This window comes from Novosphingobium tardum (assembly GCF_042652045.1).
Taxonomy (GTDB): domain Bacteria; phylum Pseudomonadota; class Alphaproteobacteria; order Sphingomonadales; family Sphingomonadaceae; genus Novosphingobium; species Novosphingobium tardum.
This window is the reverse complement of the sequence record NZ_JBHSDR010000003.1, coordinates 889,356-909,445: the sequence shown is the minus strand read 5'-3', so window position 1 is coordinate 909,445 and position 20,090 is coordinate 889,356. Positions and strand designations below refer to the sequence as shown.

The window sequence follows — 20,090 nt, the reverse complement described above, 5'->3', positions numbered from 1 at the left end:
GCGCTAGAGCGACTGGCCGTCGTCGATCACGAGTTCTGATCCGGTGACGTGCCGCGACAGGTCGGATGCGAAGAACAGCAGGGGCACGTCCATGTCGCCGATCACGCCCAGCCGGCGGCGGGGAAAGTTCTTCATCAGGTAGTCGCCGCTGGGCGCGTTCCACATGTCACCCGTCATCTCGGTGTCGAAATAGCCCGGCAGGATGACGTTGACGTTGATCCCCTTGCGCGCCAGTTCACGCGCCAGGACGCGACCCATGTGGCCGACGCCCGCCTTGCTGGCGCTGTAGGGCGCGGTGCCCGAGTAGAGCTTGCGCGCGGTGATCGAGCCGACGATCACCACCCGCCCCCGGCCGCTCTCCGCACTTCCCGCCGCGATCAGTCGGCGTGCGCCCTCGGTGACCGTCAGAAAGACGCCCTTGAGGTTGGTGTCGACGATCGTGTCGAACTCTGCACCGCTCGTCAGGAGCGAAGACTTCTCGGTCGAGGTGCCGGCGTTGGCGATGATCGTATCGACCGTGCCGAAAACGCTCTCGGCTTCGGCATAGGCGGCGGCAGTCGCCGCCTCGTCCGTGACGTCGAGCGCGACTGCATGAGCGCTCCCCCCGTCGCGGCGAATATCCTCGACCAGGGCGGCCAGCCGGTCGGTTCGCCGCGCGGCGACGACAACCCGGGCGCCCGCCGCCGCCAGCAGCCGCGCCCAGTGCGCGCCGAACCCCGACGAGGCGCCGGTGACGAGCGCGGTTCTGCCGGTCAGGTCGAAGTGGGGCAGCTGCGGATTGTCGGACATTTAAGCGCTCCTGCAACGGAGTCCTGCGCCAAGCGTGTCGGGAGGTGAACGTCAAGGGGCGCCGGGCATTTCCAGCCCGGCGCCCCTGACATTCGGTTCACCCGTCTCCTAGAAGCGGATCGTGCCCTGCAGCATGATCTCGCGCGGACGCGACGGCTGCTGGCTGATCTGCCCCGGACCGCCGAGCGGCTTGTCGGCCGAGGAAAGCCCGTAGATCTTGTCGGTCAGGTTCCGGCCGATCAGTGCCAGTTCCCACTTGTCGTCGATTTCATGAAGACGGACGCTGGCATTCAAGCGCCAGAAGCCCTGCTGCAACGCGACAGGGTTCTGGTTTTCCTGGGTGAAGTAGTCGTCGGTGTAGTTCGCATCGCCCGACAGGCCGATCGCGATCCCGTCGCTCACCGGACGGTCGTAGCTGAACCCGCCCGAAAGCGTCCAATCGGGCGCGCGGGTCAGCGGCTTGCCCGAAAGGTTCTGCACGCCGCCGACGCAGCCCTGCGCGGCGGTCTGGCCGGCGTAGCAGGCCGAGGTCGGGAACTTCAGGTAGCGGGCGTGATTGTAGCCGACCGAACCGCGGACCGAGAAGTCCGGAGTGACCGCGAAGCGGGTCTCCAGTTCGGCACCGGTGGTGCGGGCGCTGGCCGCATTGCGGATGGTGAAGGTCGTCGTCGCGGCGTTGAACGACGAAAGCTGCAGCCCGTCGAACGTATAGCGATAAAGCGCGGAGTTGATCGACAGGCGCCCGTTGAGGAACGAGCCCTTCGCGCCGATCTCGCCGCCCTCGGCGGTTTCCGAACCGAACCGCGCCTGGTTGATGTCGGCATAGTTGGCCGACAGCGCCGACGGGTTGGAGAAGCCGCCCGACTTGTAGCCGGTCTTGTAGGCCACATAGAGCGTGGTGTTGGTCGTCGGGTGCCAGGTCGCCGTCGCTTCGGGGGACCAGTTGGTATCCTTGAACTTGCCCGCGACGACCACGCCTTCAGGCAGGAAGATGCCGGCGGGGAAGCGCGAGTGCAGGAAGGTGTGGCGCATGTCGATCGACTTGATCTCGTGCGTCCAGCGAACGCCTCCGGCAAGCTCAACCGCGTCGCCGAACTTGTAGATCAACTGGCCGTAGCCCGAGTAGGTGTCGCCCTTGTTCTTGGCCGGGCGATCCCAGGTCTCGTACTTGCCGTTGCGCGGATCGGGCCCAAGTGGCGCTATCCGGCCGTTCGTTTCCTGCTGACGCGAAACGTGTTCGTAATAGGCGCCACCGACGAAATTCAGCGGCGAATCGAAATCGGTCGCGAAGCGCAGTTCCTGGCTGATCGACTTGTAGGCGTCGTCATTCACGCTCTGCACGAGGCCGATCGAGGTGTAGTCGTAGTTTTCCCAGGTGTTGACGTCGTAATTGTAGAACCCGGTGACCGAGGTCAGCGTCAACGCGCCGGTCCTGTAGTTGCCGGTAAGCGATCCATAGGTGCCGTTAAAACGGGCATAATGCTTGCCGTCCTTCGGCGCGCCGGGCCACGGGCCGAGCAGCGCGGGATCGGTCGGCGCATTGGTCGACGAACGAACGCCGTTGAGCTTGCAGTCGCCATAGACGTCGGGGATGCCGAGCGTCGTCGGCAGCGCGTTGGGGTCGGCACAAACGACTTCCGCGATGCTCTCGGCATTGTCCTTCGAATAGTTGGCGAACAGTTTCGCGGTCAGGTCGAAGGAGTCGGTCGGCTTCCAGGTCAGCGTGGCGCGGCCGGCATAGGACTTGCCGCCCGGCTGCGGATCGTTGCCGGCGTGAAGCGGGAAGTTGGGCTCGATCGGATTGGTCCGGTCGGGCGCGTTGTTGCGGATGTAACCGTCGAGCTTGCTCGCCCGGCCGGCCACGCGGAAGCCCAGCGTATCGCTGATCGGTCCGCCGACCGCCGCCTCGAGGAAGCGCTCGTTGGCCTTGAACTCGTACCCTGCCTTGGCATAGCCCTGCAGCGTCTCGGTCGGACCCGCGGTTTTGACCGAGATCACGCCGCCGGGGCTGTTCTTGCCGAAGAAGAGCGCCTGCGGGCCCTTGAGCACTTCGACCTGCTGAACGTCGAAGAACGACTGCAGCACTGCGCGGCCGCGGCTGATCTGGATGCCGTCGATATTGACCGAGACGGTCTGCTCGATGCCCGCGTCGCCCGGCGACGAGCCGACACCGCGTATCGAGAACGCGCCGCCCGTGCCAGCGCCGGAGCGGACGATCTGCACCTGCGGCACGAGCTGGCCGATCTTGCTCAGGTCGGTCGCGGCATAGCGGGTGATGTCCTGGCTGCTGAGCGCGGTCACGGCGACCGGCACGTTGAGCAGCGTCTCATCGCGCCGGCGGGCGCTGACGATGATTTCCTCGTCGTTGACGGCCTGCGTCTCGGGCGCCGCCTCGGGCTGCGTCGCGGCGGCCACGGGAGGGGTCGTCGAGGTATCGCCAGCAGCGGTCTGCGCAGTCGCCGGAACAGCCAGGGCGAGCGCCCAGGCGCCGGCCAGGGTGCTTGCCGTAAGCTTCAGGTGCGCGGCCGTAACGGATTGATTCAACTCATCCTCCCAAGTCTGCGTGCCCTTGTCGGGACGTCACGAAACATGCCGCAAGCGTGACCTGCGGGGTTCGCAAGCGCCCAAGCAGAACGAAACACGTCCCGCCACTGTCAAACAAACTAGTACGCACCCTACTTTTTGAGCAGAGGCCGAAGAAGGGGGATCGTCGTGGAACGCAAACACATGCGCGCAGCGCGCATGCGGTACGGCCGCGCATCACACCGATGCGCGGGCGATTGCCGAAGCCCCCTTCCGCCCTGCAAGTGCCGCTCCAATGGGCGTGCCATGAAGCTCCGCGCGCCTCAGCGCGTCCTCGAAGTTGTGGCGGAGGGAGTGGAGCCCTAGCCGGACCCCCTTTAGCTCCAGCGACTTGATGTGCCGACTGAACCAATCTCCGGCCGCATCGCCCCACTTGCCCTGTTTGTCAGGGTGCTGATCGTGGAATAGCCCCGCCGCTCCCGCCTTCCTCCGCCGCTCCACAAAGTCTAGGAATCCCAGCCGAGCCAATTCTGGGTGCACGGGTAGCAACCGCCTTGCATTCTCATTCTTCAAATCGCCCCGCACCTCAAACAGCGGGATGCCATCTTCAACGTGGAAGTATTGCGGGCGCAGCTGCGCAATCTCGCCCCGCCTCATCCCTTGGTAGAGCGCGATAAGGGGCATCCAATAGCGAACCGGATGGCCCCTTGGGGAATCATCACGGGGCCGCCAAGGGCTCCCCCCGAAGATGGCTAGCAACTGGTCGGGAGTGAAGGCATCGCGCTTGTCCCGGGGCAGAACCGGGTCCCTAACTTTCAAAGTCGAGACCGGGTTGAGCGGAAGCCACCCCTCCCTAACCGCCCAGCCGAAGAGAGACGCCAAGAGCCCCATGTAGGTCCCATTGATTGTTTTAGGGAGGATGGTTGCAAGGCCCTCTCGTTTGCCTCGCTCAATCGCAGCAAGCGTGTCGAGCCCCTCCCATTGCTTTCCCTTGCCGTAGCCCGCGGGGAGCGCCTTAGCGGCCTCGAAGAGCCGCCGCCCGTCATCCCGGGTTAGGCCCTCCACCTCCCGCCGCGCGCCAAGCACGTCCTTCAAAAATCTGATGACTAGGGCGTAGGATGCCTGGGAAGCGGGCTTGATGTTGTCCCAACGGTCGGCCCTGAAAGCAGCCTCAAGATCCTCAATGGTCCGCTTAGGTGCCACCTGGGTCACAGCCGGAGCCGCCACCGGAACAACATCGGCAAGTGCAGCGGCGAAGAGCGGGTCGGATGGCCGCTCGCCGTAGTCCCCCAGCGCGCGGGCAAAGAATATCTCTGCCTTAGCTATGCGGGCCCTCTGGATAAGCCGTGCGAGACCCTTGGTTGCTGCAAAGCCCGCCGCCTCCGCAACTTCGCGGGCTATGCGCCACGCGTCCAGCCCACCACCTTCTTCCGCGAGCTCGCGCCGCAAATCGCCCAACTCTTGAGACTTCCCCCCTACGGCCTGTTCCAGTTCGTCCGGGGCATAGGCCTCCCCAACCCAATCCTCCTGTTCTGCAATGGCTTCGCGAAACCAATGCACTGCAAGCGAGACCTCATCAGCGGGCTTGAGCGGAGCCGCGCCACCCCTTTGCCCCGTGACCCGGGCCGCATCCACCGTCGCCCAATATTGTCGTTCCGCTTCGGGTCGGGCCCTCTGAGCCTCAGCGAGCGAGTCTGTGCGGAGCGAGCGCCTGAAGGGAGCCGCGCCCAGTTTTTCCTGCACATCTAGAGGATAGGCGCGGTTGTAATGCCATCGGTTGCCGCGACGGATGAGGTGGCGTTGGTTGCCCATGGGATCAGAACCCGATTCTGTGACAGTTTCCTGTGTCACGGGTGCCTAAACCTGAGAGTTTCCGCCAATTTCAGCCCCCTAGGAGGTGCTGGTGCCCAGAAGAGGACTCGAACCTCCACGCCCTTGCGAGCGCCAGCACCTGAAGCTGGTGCGTCTACCAATTCCGCCATCTGGGCACGGGTGACCGCCAATCGCGCGGTCCGGGTAGGAGCGGGCCGATAGCGGGGGCGCACCTTGGATGTCAATGCGGCTGGCACGTGGCCGGCGCAAATTGTTGGAACGGGAAGCGCCATGCCCTGCCCAAGGCGGTTGCGGCCCGGCGTACCCCTGTGCCAAAGCGGCCCCCCCCCGTGCCGGGAACGCAACGGGGCATTCATTCGAGCAAGGCAGCGATTACGATGGCCAAGGGCAAGACACGCGATCTCGACGGCAGGCTGGTGGTGCTGATCGGCGGTAGCGGCTTTTTCGGCACACACCTGGCGCAGGCCCTGCTTGCCCGAGGCGCGCGGCTTCGCATCGCCAGCCGCCACCCGGAGGAGGCCTTCCGCCTGCGTCCGCTTGCCAACCTCGGCCAGATCCAGTTCGCCCGTGTCGACGTGACGCGGCCCGATGTTTTGCCGCCGGTGATGGTCGGCGCCGACGCGGTGGTGAACCTGGCCGGCGCCTTTTCAGGCCCGCTCGACGCCCTTCAGGGCGCGGGCGCGGGCCGGGTCGCGGCGGCTGCGCGCGATGCCGGTGCGGCCGCGTTCGTCCATATCTCGGCGCTTGGCGCGGACGCCGATTCGGCGATCGATTACAGCCGCACAAAGGCCGAGGGCGAAACCGCCGTGCTCAAGGCGTTCCCAAGCGCAACAATCCTGCGCCCCTCGGTCCTGTTTGGCGAGGACGATGCCTTCGTGAACCTGTTCGCCGGGCTGATTTCTGCCCTGCCCGCACTTCCCGTGTTCGGTCCCCAGGCCAGGTTGCAGCCGCTGTTCGTCGACGATGCGGCCGAAGCCGCCGCAAATGCGCTGGCCGATCCGCGCCGGCACGGCGGCAAGGTTTACGAGATCGCCGGGCCCGAGCCGATTTCGATGATGGACCTCCATCGCCGCATTGCCGCGGCGCAGGGCCGCGAACGAATGTTGATCGCGCTGCCCGACTTCGTGTCAGGCGCCTTTGCCACGGCGACCGGCTGGCTGCCGGGCGCGCCGCTCAGCCGCGACCAGTGGGAACTTCTGAAGGCCGGCAACGTCGCGTCAGGATCACTGCCGGGCCTGGTCGAGCTTGGCGTTACGCCGCGTCCGCTGGCGCTCTTCCTCGACCGCTGGATGGTGCGCTACCGGCGTCACGGCCGCTTCGGCGACAAGGTGGCCGCCACGCGCTGATTTCCGGAGTTGGCGCTTCAGGCATTCACGTCAGCGTAGTGGCTGGGCGGGTGGATCACGTCCATCCGCTCCGACAGCAGCGGGCGGAAGCTGGGCCGGCTCTTGAACACGGAATACCAGCTTCGCGCCTGCTCGTGGCCCGACCAGTCGATCCCGCCGAGATAGTCGGCCACCGAAAGTTGCGCTGCGGCGGCAAGATCCGCCAGGCTCATCGTCGCGCCGGCCAGCCAGGGCCGGTGGTCGATCAGGTAGTCGATATAGTCGAGGTGCGCGTCGGCCAGTTTCATCGATTCGCGCAGCACGCGTGAGTCGGGCGGCTGGCGCAGGATGATCCGCTTCTTCATCCGTTCGTGGAGCAGCGGGCCGGTGACGTCGCCGAAGAAATTCTCGTCGAACAGGGCCACGAGGCGGCGGATTTCCGCGCGATTGGCCGCGGTGCCGTTGATCATCGGAGCCTTGTCGACCGTCTCTTCGAAGTATTCGCAGATCGCGCGGCTATCGACGAGGGTGATCCCGCGTTCAGGGTTTTCGATCACGGGAGTGCGGCCGGCCGGGTTGCGGGCCAGGAATTCGTCCCGTTCCTCCCACGGGTTCTCCCTCCACAATTCGTAGCCAATGCCCTTTTCGCTGAGCAGCAGGCGCACCTTGCGGCTGAACGGACACAGGGGAAATTGATAGAGCTGCCACATGGGCAAGCGTCATGCCCAAGCCTGTCGGCACCGTCCAGCACCGCGGCGGAAGACAATCAAAAAAAGCCGCCGGGCTATTCTTCCTGGGCGCTTGGAATGTCCTGATCGACCGCGTCAGGCGCATCGCCGCGATCCCGGCCGCGTTCGGCGTCGGGGCCGCCCCTCCGATCTTCGCGACGATCCTCGTCCGAAGCGGCGCCATCGTCACCAGCCCCCGCCATGGCGGCCCCCATCCGGGCGCCCATCTCGCGCGCCATACCTTTCAGTTCGGGCACCATGTCGTCAAACGCACCGGCCATGCGCCCCATCTGGCCCATCATCTTCGGGACCTGGCGGCTCATTTCCTCGGGCATCCGCTCCGCCTCGGGTCCCGCATAGTCGCGCAACGTCGTGTCGGGGTCGATGTGCCGCCCGCGCACCGGGTGATTCACGCTTTCCGCGGCGCGCAGAAGCGGGCCGACGCGCATGTCGAGCATGGCGTCGCTCATCGCGCGGACCGCTGCGGCCATCGTGTGCTGAAGGCGCGGGTCCTGCATCTTCTCGGCCATTTCCGACGTGGCGCGATCACGCGCGGCAGCGGGAAACGGGGCAAGTGCGGCTACGGCAAGCGCGATCGTGGCAACGCGCGAAAGGCGGTGGGCCATGGTGCGACTCCTCTTCAGACAGGGCGAAAGATGGTAGCCCGCGCTGCTTGCTGCGCGGTGAACGCGGTTTTCACCGGGAACCCCCCGCCCCGCAAGGATTCTTGAGTCCGTTACCGGCATTTGGGAGCCGGGCCTGTTCGCAAGGGGATTCGACCGATGGCTGCGCGCGCATACTGGCAAGGACAGATCAGGCTGGCGCTCGTGTCCATCCCGGTCGAGGTCTATCCCGCGACACGTTCGGGCGCGGCAATCAGCTTTCGCCAGATCCACGAACCCACGGGCAAGCCGGTGAACTACGAAAAGGTCGTGGCCGGCGTCGGCCCCATCGACCGTGACGAGATCATCAAGGGCTACGAGGTATCGAAGGGCAACTACGTCCTGCTCGGCGAAGACGAGATCGAGGCGGTCAAGATCGAAAGCCGCAAGACGCTGGACCTGGTGCAGTTCGTAGGGGCCGACGAAATCGACGTTCTCTATTTCGAAAAGCCCTATTTCGTCGTGCCCGCGGATGACCTAGCCGAGGAAGCCTATGTCGTCCTGCGCGAGGCGTTGAAGCAGGCCAGAAAAGTCGCGATCGGTCAGCTTTCCGTGCGCGGGCGCGAGCAATTGGTGTCCATCAAGCCCTGTGGCCGCGGGCTGATCATGGAGGTGCTGCGCTACGCCGACGAGGTGCAGAAGGCGCAAGGCTATTTCCGCGAGATCGGCGACAGCAAGCCCGCGCCCGAACTGCTGGACCTTGCAACGACCCTGATCGACAAGAAGACCGCGCCGTTTCACCCGGAGGAATTCCACGATCGCTATGTCGATGCGCTGAAGAACCTCATCGAGAAGAAGGTGAAGGCCAAGGGCAAGAAGATCCTCGAGGACGTTTCCGAGCCTGCACCGCGCGGGGGCAATGTGATCGACCTTATGGCAGCTCTGAAGAAGTCGGTCGGCGGAACCGGCGCGACCGCGGCGAAAAAGCCTGCCGCCACGAAGGCGCCGGCAAAGGCCCCGGCCAAAAAGGCCGCCTCGCGCAAGCGGGCCTGAGCCATGGGCCGCGCCGATCCCCTCGCCGCCTACAAGGCCAAGCGCGACTTCAAGCTTACCGCCGAGCCCGCGGGCAAGCGCGCCAATAGCGCTACCCGCAACCGCTTCATCGTCCAGAAGCACGATGCGACGCGTCTGCACTGGGACTTTCGGATCGAGGTGGAAGGCGTGCTGAAGTCATGGGCGGTGACGAAGGGACCTAGCCCCGATCCGCACGACAAGCGCCTGGCGGTGCGGACCGAGGACCACCCGCTCGCGTACGCCGAATTCGAAGGGACGATTCCCAAGGGCGAATACGGGGGCGGCACGGTGATGCTGTGGGATCGCGGGACGTGGGCTCCGATCGAGGGGAAAAGTGCGAAGGATCTCGACAAGGGACACCTACACTTCACGCTCGATGGAGAGCGGATGAAGGGCGAATGGATCCTCATCCGACTGAAGCCGCGCGGAAACGAGAAGCGCGAGAATTGGCTGCTGCGAAAAGTTGCCGACGAGTATGCTGAAACCGGCGATGCGCTGGTCGAGCGTAACCTGACGAGCGTTCTCACCGGCCGTTCGATGGCCGCGATCGCAGGCGACGAGGGCGGGGAGCAGTCGCTGGCGGGGAAGGAGGGTACCGATTTCGCGGCGACGATGGCCAAGGCGGCGCGTCACAATGGCAAGATCGCCAAGAACGCGGCGCCTACGAAGAGCGCCAAGTCGTCGACCCGCCGAACGCAGGGAAAGCCGCCTGCATTCCAGGCGCCGCAGCTTGCGACGCTGGTCGATGCCGTGCCTTCCGGAAACGGATGGATGCATGAAATCAAGTTCGACGGCTATCGCGCCATGGTCGCGGTTTCCGGTGACAAGGTGCACGTGTTCACCCGCAACGGGCTGGACTGGACTGACAAGTTCGCGCCGCTGGCCCGTGCGATCGCCGCGCTGGACCTCCCCCCGGCGCTGATCGACGGAGAAATCGTCGCCTACGACAAGGAGGGCAATCCCGACTTTTCATCGCTCCAGTCTGTACTGAAGCGCGGCCATGGCGCCCAGACCGACAAAACGCCGCTGAGTTTCCACGCATTCGACCTGCTGGAACTCGACGGAAAGGATCTGACCGAGCTTACCAACATCGAACGCAAGGAGCGGCTCGAGGCCCTGCTCGCCGCGGCCCAGCCGCCGATTCACGTTGCGGACCACGTGATCGGGGCGGGCGAAAAGCTGTTTGGCGCAATGTGCGCAGCGGGCCAGGAAGGGATCATCTCCAAGCGGATCGACGCGCGCTACAGCGGCAAGCGCAGCAAGTCGTGGCTCAAGGTCAAATGCATCCTTCGCCAGGAATTCGTGATCGTCGGCTGGAAGAAGTCGAGCGCGAAGGCGCGTCCGTTTTCCTCGCTGCTTCTCGCCCAGAACGAAGGCGGCCGGCTGGTCTACAAGGGTAACGTCGGCACGGGATTCAATGGCGATACGCTGGGCGATCTTGCCAGGAGGATGAAGAAGCTGGGTACCGACGATCCCCCTCTGGAGGTACCGCGGGAGGCGCGGCGCGGCGTGACCTGGGTTCGGCCCGAACTGGTCGCGGAAATCGCCTTTGCCGAATTCACTGCGGACGGGTCGGTGCGCCACGGCAGCTTTCTCGGCTTGCGCGGAGACAAGACCGCGGCTGAGGTCACTCCCGAACGGGCCGAACCGGTGCCCGCCGAAAAGCCCTCGGCGGTAACCATCTCGAACCGCGAACGGGTCATCTTTCCCGATTCGGGCGAGACCAAGGGCGACCTTGCCGATTATTATGCCGCAATCGCGCCACTCATGCTGCCGTTTGCGGCCGATCGGCCGATCAGCCTGGTGCGGTGCCCACAGGGGCGCGGCAAGAAGTGCTTCTTCCAGAAGCACGACAGCGGCTCGTTCGGCGCCGCGATGAAGCACGTGCCCATCGCGGAGAAGGACGGCAGCATCGAGGACTATCTCTACCTCGACAGCGCCGACGGACTTGCCGCCTGCGTCCAGATGGGGACGATCGAATTCCATGGCTGGGGTTCGCGCGCCGAGGACGTGGAGCGCCCCGACCGGATGATCTTCGACCTCGATCCCGACGAGGGTCTCGATTTCGAGGCGGTCAAGACGGCGGCCAAGCACATCCACGACCGCCTCGCCGACATCGGCCTTGCCAGCTTCGCCATGCTGTCGGGCGGCAAGGGTGTCCACGTGATCGCCCCCCTCAGCCCGGGCCATACCTGGGACCAGCACAAGGACTTCGCCCGGCGCTTTGCCGAGGCCCTTAGCATGGCCGAACCCGAGCGTTTCGTGGCGACGATGAGCAAGGCCAAACGCGTGGGCAAAATCTTCATCGACTGGCTGCGCAACCAGCGCGGTGCGACCGCGGTGCTGCCCTACTCGGCACGCGCCCGCGAGGGGGCGCCGGTCGCGGTGCCTATCGCCTGGGGCGAGCTCGCTGCCCAGGAACACGCGCATCCCTTCTCGATCAGCGACGCCGAGCGTTTGCTTGCCCGCAGCAAGGGCAAGGGGCTGGCCGGCTGGGGCTTTGCCGAGCAGCACCTGCCCGATTTCTGAATGCCGCCAACCGCTTGGCGCAGGCCGGTGACATTGGTCGATGCCGATGTGACGCTGGTCGATGCCGGGGGGAAATGCCTGTCCGCCCCCGCCAATGAGCTAACAGCGCCGCAAGCAGCGCAGGAGGGGAGCCATTTTGCCGACGACGACCAATTCGCAGGCGCTGACGCTGACGGCCGTGCTGGCAGTCGCGATCGCGCCCGCGGCACGAGCCGAGGAATCGGCCGCGCCCTTGCCCGTGGCGACGCCCGGACCCGCGTCCCCTCAGGTCGCTTCGGCCGCGATCGGCAGCGTGGCCAGCACTGCTGGGCGCCAGGTGTACCAGGCAGCGGATTTCGCGCGTTACGCCCCGCGCAACGCTTTCGACATGCTGCGCCAGGTTCCCGGGTTCTCGATCCGCGACAGCGAACAGATGCGTGGGCTGGGGCAGGCGACCGGCAACGTCCTCGTCAACGGCCAGCGCCTCTCTTCGAAGTCTGACGACATCTACACCCAGCTTTCGCGAATTCCGGCAAGCAACGTCACCCGGATCGAGATCGTCGACGGCGCCACGCTGGATATTCCCGGCCTGTCGGGCGAAGTCGCCAACCTAGTGGTCAAGGCCGACGCATTCTCCGGCCAGTTCTCGTGGCAGCCGCAGGCGCGCGCGCACTTCACCGACCCGCTGCTGACGCGCGGCGCGGTTTCGGTCAGCGGCACGCGGGGACCGGTCGACTACGAAGTCGGGCTGACCAATTCGGATTCCGGACGCAGCGGGGCGGGCGGGCTGACGATCATTCGCAACGGCGCGGGCGAGGTGATCGAGCGGCGCAACGATATCTGGACCTCGAAATACGATTCGCCGAAGCTTTCGGCCCGCCTCGCCATCGCCGGTCCAGGCAAGGCCAAGGGCAACGTCAACGCGCATTACCAGCGGATCTACTCGCATTACGACGAGAACGGCATACGCGTCTCCAGCGGGCTGCCCGACCGCAGCCGCTTCGTGAGCGAGCGCAACGACACCTACAATTACGAGTTCGGCGGCGACTATGCGTTTCCGCTCGGCCCTGGCCAGCTCAAGCTGATCGGGCTCGACCGGTTCAGTCACGAACCCTACCGCCAGACCGTCATCACGCGCTTTGCCGACGGGCGCGTTCCCGAAGGCGATCGCTACGCCCAGGTCGGGGATATCGGCGAGAAGATCGCCCGCGGCGAATACTCGTGGAAGATGCTGGGCGGCGAATGGCAGGTTTCAGGCGAAGCGGCGTTCAACACGCTCGACAACGTGGCCGCCCTGTTCGCGCTCGACCCGGCAAGCGGCGACTTCGTCGGGCTGCCGTTTCCCGGCGGCTCGGGCGGAGTGAAGGAGGATCGCTACGAAGGGCTGCTGAGCTTCGGCCGTCCGCTTTCACGCACACTGTCGTTCCAGCTCGTGGCGGGCGCGGAGCGTTCGACGATCTCGCAAACCGGGGCGAACGGGCTGACGCGCACGTTCTTTCGCCCGAAGGGCTCGGTTTCGCTGGCATGGAAGCCATCGTCCACGTTCGACCTTTCGGCCAAGCTGCGCCGGCGGGTGCTCCAGCTCTCGTTTTACGACTTTCTCGCGCGCGCCTTCCTTGACGACGACAACCAGAATGCGGGCAACAACCAACTCGTGCCGCAGCAGGACTGGTCGGTGGAGATCGAGGCGAACAAGAAGCTGGGGCCCTGGGGGTCGACCAAGCTTCGCCTGATCCACCGTTCGGTCGAGGATTATGTCGACATCGTGCCGATCGGCGCTACCGGCGAGTCGGTGGGCAACATCCCCAAGGCGAGAGCGCATGCAATCGACTGGACAAGCACGGTCCAGTTCGACCCGCTGGGATGGAAGGGAGCAAAGCTCGACGCCCACGTCATCCTTCAGAAGTCGAGCCTGCGCGATCCGTTCACCGGCCAGTCGCGGCCGTACAGCGGTTTCACCAACCGGATCGTAGAGCTCAGCTTCCGGCGCGACATTCCCGGCTCGCCCTGGGCCTATGGCGCGGAGGCGGACTACAATCACCAGCAGGCCAGCTTCCGCCGCAACCAGACTGACCGGATCTGGGAAGGGCCGGTGTTCGGTTCTATCTTTGTCGAAAACAAGAATGTCCTCGGCCTGACCATGCGCGCCGACCTCAGGAACATCGGGAACGCACGCTCGCGCCGCGAACGCGTGGTCTATGGCGGGCTGCGCGGGGCATCTCCGATCGCGTTCACCGAAAGCCGCGATCGGCTGATCGGGCCGATCATCGCGTTCTCGGTCAAGGGCGGCTTCTGAGGCTCTTCAATCGGGTGCTCGCTTGGGCTAGGTCCGCGCCATGACCGAACCCACCGCCGAGATCGACACCCAGGACGAGGCAGCCGCCATCGTCCCGCCCGAGGCGCGCCCGCCTGCGCGCACCTTGCGGCCCCTGAAGATGATCTGGCGGGAATCGCTGAAATACCCGCGCCAGCTCATCGTGGCGGTTCTTGCGCTGATGACTACCTCGGCCGCCACGCTGGCGATCCCGGCGCGGTTCAAGGTGATCATCGACGACGCGTTCGGCCCCGGAGCGAGCATCGACCAGATCGGTCATTCGTTCCGCTACCTGCTGATGATCGTCGCGGTGCTGGGCGCGGCCACGGCCATGCGATTCTTCTTCGTTTCCTGGCTGGGCGAACGCGTCGTCGCCGATATCCGGCTGAAGGTTCAATCGAACCTGCTGCGGATGCCGCCGAGCTTCTTCGAGGAGAACAGCCCCAAGGAGATCAGCAGCCGGATGACCTCCGACACCACGCTGATCGAGCAGGTCGTCGGCACCACCGTATCGGTGGCGCTGCGCAATCTCATCACCGGAATCGGCGGGGTGATATTCCTGTTCACCCTGGCGCCGAAGCTTACGGCGACGCTGCTGCTGGCAATCCCGCTGGTGATCACCCCGATCATGTTGTTCGGCCGGCGCCTGCGCAACGTGTCGCGCACCAGCCAGGACCGCGTGGCCGACGTCGGCGCGATGGTGTCCGAGGTTCTCGGCGCGATGAAGGTGGTCCAGTCGTTCGGGCAGGAAGAGCGCGAGCGTGAGCGCTTCGCCGGCGCGGTCGAGGCGACATTCGACACCGCTCGTCGCCGGATCATGATCCGCGCGGTAATGACGGCCATCGTCATCTTCCTGATCTTCGGCTCGATCACCCTGCTGATGTGGCAGGGCGCGGTGGGCGTTGCGACGGGGACGGTATCGGGCGGCACGATCGCCGCCTTCGTGCTGACCGGCGGCCTCGTCGCCGGCGCATTCGCTGCGCTGACAGAGGTCTATGGCGACCTTCTTCGCGGCGCTGGCGCGGCCAGCCGCCTTGCCGAACTGCTCCACGAGGTGCCTGGCATCGCCGCCCCGGCACGCCCCGTCGCGCTGCCCGAACCGCCCCGCGGCCAGTTGTCGTTCGAGCACGTCACCTTCCGCTATCCGACCCGCCCCGATACCCCGGCGCTGGTCGATTTCAACCTGCACGTCGAGCCGGGCGAAACGGTGGCGCTGGTCGGCCCGTCGGGCGCCGGCAAGTCGACCCTCTTCATGCTGGCGCAGCGGTTCTACGATCCTCAGTCGGGCGCGGTGAAGATCGATGGCGTCCCCCTGCCGTCCGCGGACCCGGCGGACATCCGCCGCCGCATGGCCCTGGTGCCGCAGGATGCGGTGCTGTTCGCGTCCAGCGCGCGCGACAACCTGCGTTATGGCAACTGGTCCGCCACAGACGACGAGATATGGGAAGCGGCCCGGGCCGCCAATGCCGAGGAATTCCTCCGCGCGCTGCCCAACGGGCTCGACACTTTCCTGGGCGAAGCCGGGGCACGCCTTTCGGGCGGACAGCGCCAGCGCGTGGCAATCGCCCGCGCATTGCTGCGCGACGCACCGATCCTGCTGTTGGACGAGGCGACGAGCGCGCTCGACGCCGAGAGCGAGCGGCTGGTGCAGGATGCGCTCGACCGCCTGATCAAGACCCGCACCACGCTGGTCATTGCCCACCGCCTCGCGACGATCCGCGCCGCTGACCGGATCGTGGTGATGGATGGCGGGCGTATCGTCGAGCAGGGCACTCACGCCGCGCTGACGAGCGCCGACGGGCTCTACGCCCGGCTGGCGCGCCTCCAGTTCGACGGGCTGGCGGCCTGATTCACCGCTCCTTCGGCCACGCCTTCCTTGGCGGTTGATCGACCAACGACATACCCGGCTCGTCCAAATGCCTTGCGTTAAGCCACGCTTAAGCGCCAAGGCGTTCTAATCGTTGCAAATGTCACTAAAATTGGTGGGGACTGGGAAAAATGAATAAGCGCCTTGCCGCGTTGTGCGCGGCTGTTTCGCTTGGCGTCCTTGGCGCTGCTTCCGCATATGCCGAATCCGCGCCCGCTGCGGCTCCCGCGCCGGCAAAGCTGGTCGAGCCGACGCCGATGGTCTTTCCAGCGATGGGCTTCGATCCAGGCGACCTCGACCGGACGGTCAAGCCCGGCGACGATTTCTACCGATTCGTCAACGGCAAGTGGCAGGCGGCAACGCCGATCCCGCCCCAGTATCCCGCTTATGGCGTGGGCACGAACCTGTCGCTCGGCGCAAAGCGCGACTTGCGCCAGATCGTCGACCAGATGGCTGCGGTCAATGCGGCCAAGGGCAGCATCGAGCAGCGCGTGGGCGATGGCTACAAGGCCTTCATGAACGTCGCCGCGATGAACGCGCGCGGCTTGGCCCCGGCCCAGCCCTATCTCGCGCAGATCGCCGCGGCCAAATCGCTTGGCGACCTTGCCACCTTGTTCGGGACGATGGGCTATCCCGCGCCGTTCGGCACGTATGTCTCGATCGATTCCAAGAACCCGTCGGCGAATACGCTTTACGCCGGGATGAGCGGGCTGGGCCTGCCCGACCGCGACAACTATCTTGTCGATACTCCCCGCAACATCGAGATGCGGGCCAAGTACAAGGACTATGTCGCGTACATGCTGGGCAAGGCCGGCTATGCCGATCCCAAGGCGAGCGCGGAAGCCGTGTACAATCTCGAAAAGCAGATTGCCGCGGCCGATTGGGATCGCGCGGTGTCGCGCGATCCGCGCCTCACCTACAACCGCGTCTCGCGCACGGACCTGGTGAAGATGGCCGGCGCTTTCCCGCTTCAGGCGACACTCGACAAGCTGGGCATCGGCGACGTCGATTCGCTGGTGGTCGGCGAGATGCCGCCGACGCCGGAAGAAATCGCCGAGCTCAAGCTTTCGCCTGAGCAGCTTGCCAAACTGGGCGGCGGCATGCCCGCGATGTTCGGCATCCTGCGCGATACGCCGGTCGACACCTGGAAGGCATGGATGGCCTCCCATTTCCTGAGCAGCGCAGCACCGAACCTGACCACCGAGCTCGATAACGCGAACTTCGCCTTTTACGGAACCTACCTGACCGGCCGCCAGGTCCAGCGCGAGCGGTGGCAGCGCGCGCTTTCCGCCGTTGAGGGCCAGATGGGCGAGGCCGTGGGCAAGCTTTACGTCGAGCGCCATTTCCCTGCTGCGAGCAAGGCGGCGATGGTCGATCTGGTCGGCAACCTGCGCAAGGCGATGCGTGCGTCGATCCAGGAAGGCACCTGGATGAGCCCGGCGACCCGCGCCGAGGCCCTGACCAAGCTCGACTCGTTCGGGGTGAAGATTGGTTACCCCGACAAGTTCGAGACGTACGATGGCCTGGCGATCAGCGCCGACGATCCGCTGGGCAACTCGATCGCCGCGGAGCAGTGGCAGTGGAACAAGCAGCTGCGCGAACTGAAGGAGCCGGTCGACAAGGCGAAGTGGCTGATGACCCCGCAGACGGTCAATGCCTACTACATGCCGCCGGCGAACGAGATCGTGTTCCCCGCCGCCTATCTCCAGGCGCCCAACTTCAGCATCAGTGCCGACCCGGCAGTGAACTACGGCGCGATCGGCACCACCATCGGCCACGAAATCGGTCATGGCTTCGACGATCAGGGATCGCGCTACGATGGCACCGGGGCGCTTCGCAGCTGGTGGACCGACGCGGACCGCACGGCATTCAACGCACTCGGCTCGCGGCTGGCGACCCAGTACAGCAAGGTCTGCCCCTATGATGACGGGAAGACCTGCATCAACGGCCAGCTTACCCTTGGCGAGAACCTGGGCGACCTGACCGGCGTCACCATCGCCTACCGCGCCTATCACATGTCGCTCAATGGCAAGAAGGCGCCGGTGATCAACGGGCTGACCGGGGACCAGCGGTTCTTCATCGCCTACGCCGTCTCGCACCGCGAGCAGTGGCGCGAGGCGCTGGAACGCCAGATCCTCCAGACCGACCCGCACTCGCCCGATTATGCCCGCACCAACGAGGTGCTGCGCAACTTCGACCCCTGGTACAAGGCATTCAACGTGAAGCCCGGCGACAAGCTGTGGCTCGATCCCAAGGATCGCGTGAAGGTCTGGTAACTTCCTCATCCCTTGCCGGGGTGCGGCGGACTTAACTCCGCCGCGCCCCCGCATCGCATTCAAGCAAAGAAGAAAATCAACTCATGGTCGCACCAAAGTTCCTCGCGGCGTCGCTTGCCGCCCTTTCGCTCGCCCTCACCTTCTCGCCCGCCATGGCCGACGATAACGTCGATGTCAGCGCCGCCACGTCCACGCCGGACGAGGCGCAAAGCTGGGGCGATTTCGGAATCCAGACCCGCTACATCGACCGCAGCGTGAAACCGGGCGACGACTTCAACGCCTTCGTCAACGGCAAATGGCTACAAAGCTTTCAGATCCCGGCCGACCAGTCGCGCTACGGCTCGTTCACGATGCTCGACGACCTGTCAGACGCGCGCCTCCACGCGCTCATGGACGAACTCGTTGCCTCGCAGCCGGCCGTCGGCACGCCCGAAGGCAAGATCGCCGCGAGCTACTCGGCGTTCATGAATACGGCGGCGATCGACGCTGCCGGCATGAGCCCGGCGAAGCCCTATCTCGACCGGATCGCTGCGGCGAAATCGGTAACCGATCTGATGGCCCTTTTCGCCGATTCCGCGTTCTCATCGCCCATCGGCGCCGGTGTCGGCATCGATGCCAAGGCCAGTGATCGCTACGCCTTCCAGATCTCGCAAGGCGGGCTCGGCCTCCCCGACCGCGACTATTACCTCGTCGACAGTCCCCGCAACGTCGAGATTCGCGCGCGCTACATGGACTACCTGGCGTTCATGCTGGGCAAGGCGGGGCATTCCGATCCCCGCGCCGCCGCGCAGTCGGTCTACGATCTCGAGCACAAGATGGCCGCGGCGATGTGGGACCGCGCGCTCAGCCGCAATCGGGACATCACCTACAACAAGCTGCCCGTCGCGGAGCTTGCCGCGATGGCGCCGTCCGCCCCGCTCGACGCGTTCATGCGCGCCTATGGCGCGGGTAGCGTCGACACCGTGATCGTCCGCCAGATCCCGCCGACGGCCGAGGAACTGGCCGCGGCGAAATACACTCCGGAAATGGCCGCCAAGCTGGGCGGCGGCGTGCCCGCGACACTGCGGCTGATCGGCGAGACGCCCGTTGCCACGTGGCAGGCCTGGCTTGCTGCGCATTTCGTGGGCGATCACGCGTCGGTCCTGCCGAGCGACGTCGATGCCGCGCGCTTTGCCTTCTACGGCAAGACCCTTTCAGGTCAGCCCGAGCAGCAGGCCCGCTGGAAGCGCGGCATTGCTGCGGCCGAAGGCCAGGTCGGCGAGCTCGTCGGCCAGCGCTATGCCGAGAAGTACTTTCCCGAGGCGAACCGCGCCGCGATGACCGATCTCGTCGCCAACTTGCGCAAGGCGATGGCCGCGAATCTCGCGGACCTGAAGTGGATGAGCCCCGCGACCCGGGTCGCGGCCAAGGCCAAGCTGGACGCCTTCACGCCCAAGATCGGCGCGCCCGAGGTGTACAAGACATACGATGGTCTTGCGCTTGCCGCCGACAACCCGCTGGGCAACTCCATTGCCTCGGCCAAGTGGGCCAAGGACTACGAGCTCGCGCGGCTGGGCGGCCCCGTCGACCGCAAGGAGTGGGGAATGCTCCCCGAAACGGTCAACGCCTACTACAACTCGACGATGAACGAGATCGTGTTTCCCGCCGCGATCCTGCAGCCCCCGTTCTTCAACCTCGCCGCCGATCCGGCCGTGAACTATGGAGCGATCGGTGCGGTGATCGGCCACGAGATGGGTCACGGGTTTGACGATCAGGGCGCCAAGTCCGACGGCGCGGGCAACTTGCGCGACTGGTGGACGCCGGCCGACAAGTCGGCGTTCGAGGCACTGACCGGCAAGCTCGCCGCGCAGTACGACGCGCTTTGCCCATTCGACGCGGGCAAGACCTGCATCAACGGGCGCCTGACGCTGGGCGAGAATATCGGCGATCTCGGCGGTCTCAGCCTGGCCTACCGCGCCTACAAGATGTCGCTCAACGGCAAGAAGGCCCCGGTCATCGACGGTTACACCGGCGATCAGCGCTTCTTCATGGGATATGCCCAGGTCTGGCGCAGCCGCATCCGCGAGGAAGAAGCCCGCAAGCGCCTCGCGACCGACCCCCACTCGCCCGCCGACTACCGGATCAACGGCATCGTCCGGAATTTCGACGAATGGTACAAGGCGTTCAACGTGAAGCCGGGCGACAAGATGTACCTGCCGCCGGAACAGCGCCTGCGCATCTGGTGACGAATGGGCGGGCGCCGGGCCGTGCC

At 65.6% G+C, this 20,090-nt stretch carries 12 protein-coding genes and 1 tRNA gene; 7 read left to right on the top strand and 6 right to left on the bottom strand.

Translation table 11 applies throughout. The features are described 5' to 3' along the window. Window positions 1-3: 3 nt before the first annotated feature. The 4 genes from ACFO0A_RS04545 to ACFO0A_RS04530 all read right to left on the bottom strand — a co-directional run bounded on the left by ACFO0A_RS04545 (window position 4) and on the right by ACFO0A_RS04530 (window position 5,300). Complete coding sequence (locus ACFO0A_RS04545; RefSeq protein ID WP_379537778.1) at window positions 4-789, bottom strand: SDR family NAD(P)-dependent oxidoreductase; 786 nt, start codon at window positions 787-789, stop codon at window positions 4-6. Between the two features lie 108 nt (window positions 790-897). After that, entirely contained in the window at window positions 898-3,333 is a 2,436-nt protein-coding gene (locus tag ACFO0A_RS04540) for a TonB-dependent receptor (protein WP_379537777.1), read from the bottom strand. Between the two features lie 216 nt (window positions 3,334-3,549). Continuing rightward, the gene (locus ACFO0A_RS04535; RefSeq protein WP_379537776.1) at window positions 3,550-5,124 is read right to left on the bottom strand and encodes a DUF6538 domain-containing protein; all 1,575 of its coding nucleotides are present in this window, start codon (window positions 5,122-5,124) and stop codon (window positions 3,550-3,552) included. A gap of 89 nt (window positions 5,125-5,213) precedes the next feature. Continuing rightward, window positions 5,214-5,300, bottom strand: a tRNA-Leu gene (locus ACFO0A_RS04530). Window positions 5,301-5,522: 222 nt separating this feature from the next. Here ACFO0A_RS04530 and ACFO0A_RS04525 point away from each other — a divergent pair. Beyond that, complete coding sequence (locus ACFO0A_RS04525; protein ID WP_379537775.1) at window positions 5,523-6,491, top strand: NAD-dependent epimerase/dehydratase family protein; 969 nt, start codon at window positions 5,523-5,525, stop codon at window positions 6,489-6,491. Between the two features lie 17 nt (window positions 6,492-6,508). Here the strand turns inward: ACFO0A_RS04525 and ACFO0A_RS04520 are convergent, their stop codons facing one another. After that, a complete protein-coding gene (locus ACFO0A_RS04520) occupies window positions 6,509-7,180 on the bottom strand; it encodes a glutathione S-transferase family protein (RefSeq protein WP_379537774.1) in 672 nt (223 codons plus the stop codon). 74 nt (window positions 7,181-7,254) lie between these two features. Beyond that, window positions 7,255-7,824 carry a hypothetical protein gene (locus tag ACFO0A_RS04515; RefSeq protein WP_379537773.1) on the bottom strand — a complete coding sequence of 190 codons (570 nt, stop codon included), beginning with the start codon at window positions 7,822-7,824 and terminating at the stop codon, window positions 7,255-7,257. Between the two features lie 156 nt (window positions 7,825-7,980). On the opposite strand from ACFO0A_RS04515, the gene ku reads away from it, so the two are divergent. The 6 genes from ku (at window position 7,981) to ACFO0A_RS04485 (ending at window position 20,064) form a co-directional block, all read left to right on the top strand. Continuing rightward, on the top strand, window positions 7,981-8,853 hold the full coding sequence (gene ku / locus ACFO0A_RS04510) for a non-homologous end joining protein Ku (protein WP_379537772.1): 873 nt from the start codon (window positions 7,981-7,983) through the stop codon (window positions 8,851-8,853). A gap of 3 nt (window positions 8,854-8,856) precedes the next feature. Further along, window positions 8,857-11,403 (top strand): DNA ligase D, encoded by a 2,547-nt coding sequence (ligD, locus tag ACFO0A_RS04505; protein WP_379537771.1) that lies wholly within the window; start codon window positions 8,857-8,859, stop codon window positions 11,401-11,403. 136 nt (window positions 11,404-11,539) lie between these two features. Continuing rightward, complete coding sequence (locus ACFO0A_RS04500) at window positions 11,540-13,678, top strand: TonB-dependent receptor plug domain-containing protein (protein WP_379537770.1); 2,139 nt, start codon at window positions 11,540-11,542, stop codon at window positions 13,676-13,678. 40 nt (window positions 13,679-13,718) lie between these two features. After that, entirely contained in the window at window positions 13,719-15,545 is a 1,827-nt protein-coding gene (locus ACFO0A_RS04495) for an ABC transporter transmembrane domain-containing protein (protein WP_379537769.1), read from the top strand. 149 nt (window positions 15,546-15,694) lie between these two features. After that, window positions 15,695-17,839, top strand: a complete 2,145-nt coding sequence (locus tag ACFO0A_RS04490) for a M13 family metallopeptidase (RefSeq protein ID WP_379537768.1) — start codon at window positions 15,695-15,697, stop codon at window positions 17,837-17,839. 83 nt (window positions 17,840-17,922) lie between these two features. Continuing rightward, on the top strand, window positions 17,923-20,064 hold the full coding sequence (locus tag ACFO0A_RS04485; protein ID WP_379537767.1) for a M13 family metallopeptidase: 2,142 nt from the start codon (window positions 17,923-17,925) through the stop codon (window positions 20,062-20,064). The last annotated feature ends 26 nt before the right edge of the window (window positions 20,065-20,090 follow it).

Bases quoted from the DNA above. Each gene is read 5' to 3' on its own strand.
- ACFO0A_RS04545 (WP_379537778.1), bottom strand. From the start codon at position 789: ATGTCCGACAATCCGCAGCTGCCCCACTTCGACCTGACCGGCAGAACC.
- ligD (WP_379537771.1), top strand. From the start codon at position 8,857: ATGGGCCGCGCCGATCCCCTCGCCGCCTACAAGGCCAAGCGCGACTTC.
- ACFO0A_RS04515 (WP_379537773.1), bottom strand. From the start codon at position 7,824: ATGGCCCACCGCCTTTCGCGCGTTGCCACGATCGCGCTTGCCGTAGCC.
- ACFO0A_RS04535 (WP_379537776.1), bottom strand. From the start codon at position 5,124: ATGGGCAACCAACGCCACCTCATCCGTCGCGGCAACCGATGGCATTAC.
- ku (WP_379537772.1), top strand. From the start codon at position 7,981: ATGGCTGCGCGCGCATACTGGCAAGGACAGATCAGGCTGGCGCTCGTG.
- ACFO0A_RS04490 (WP_379537768.1), top strand. From the start codon at position 15,695: ATGAATAAGCGCCTTGCCGCGTTGTGCGCGGCTGTTTCGCTTGGCGTC.
- ACFO0A_RS04525 (WP_379537775.1), top strand. From the start codon at position 5,523: ATGGCCAAGGGCAAGACACGCGATCTCGACGGCAGGCTGGTGGTGCTG.
- ACFO0A_RS04520 (WP_379537774.1), bottom strand. From the start codon at position 7,180: ATGTGGCAGCTCTATCAATTTCCCCTGTGTCCGTTCAGCCGCAAGGTG.
- ACFO0A_RS04495 (WP_379537769.1), top strand. From the start codon at position 13,719: ATGACCGAACCCACCGCCGAGATCGACACCCAGGACGAGGCAGCCGCC.
- ACFO0A_RS04485 (WP_379537767.1), top strand. From the start codon at position 17,923: ATGGTCGCACCAAAGTTCCTCGCGGCGTCGCTTGCCGCCCTTTCGCTC.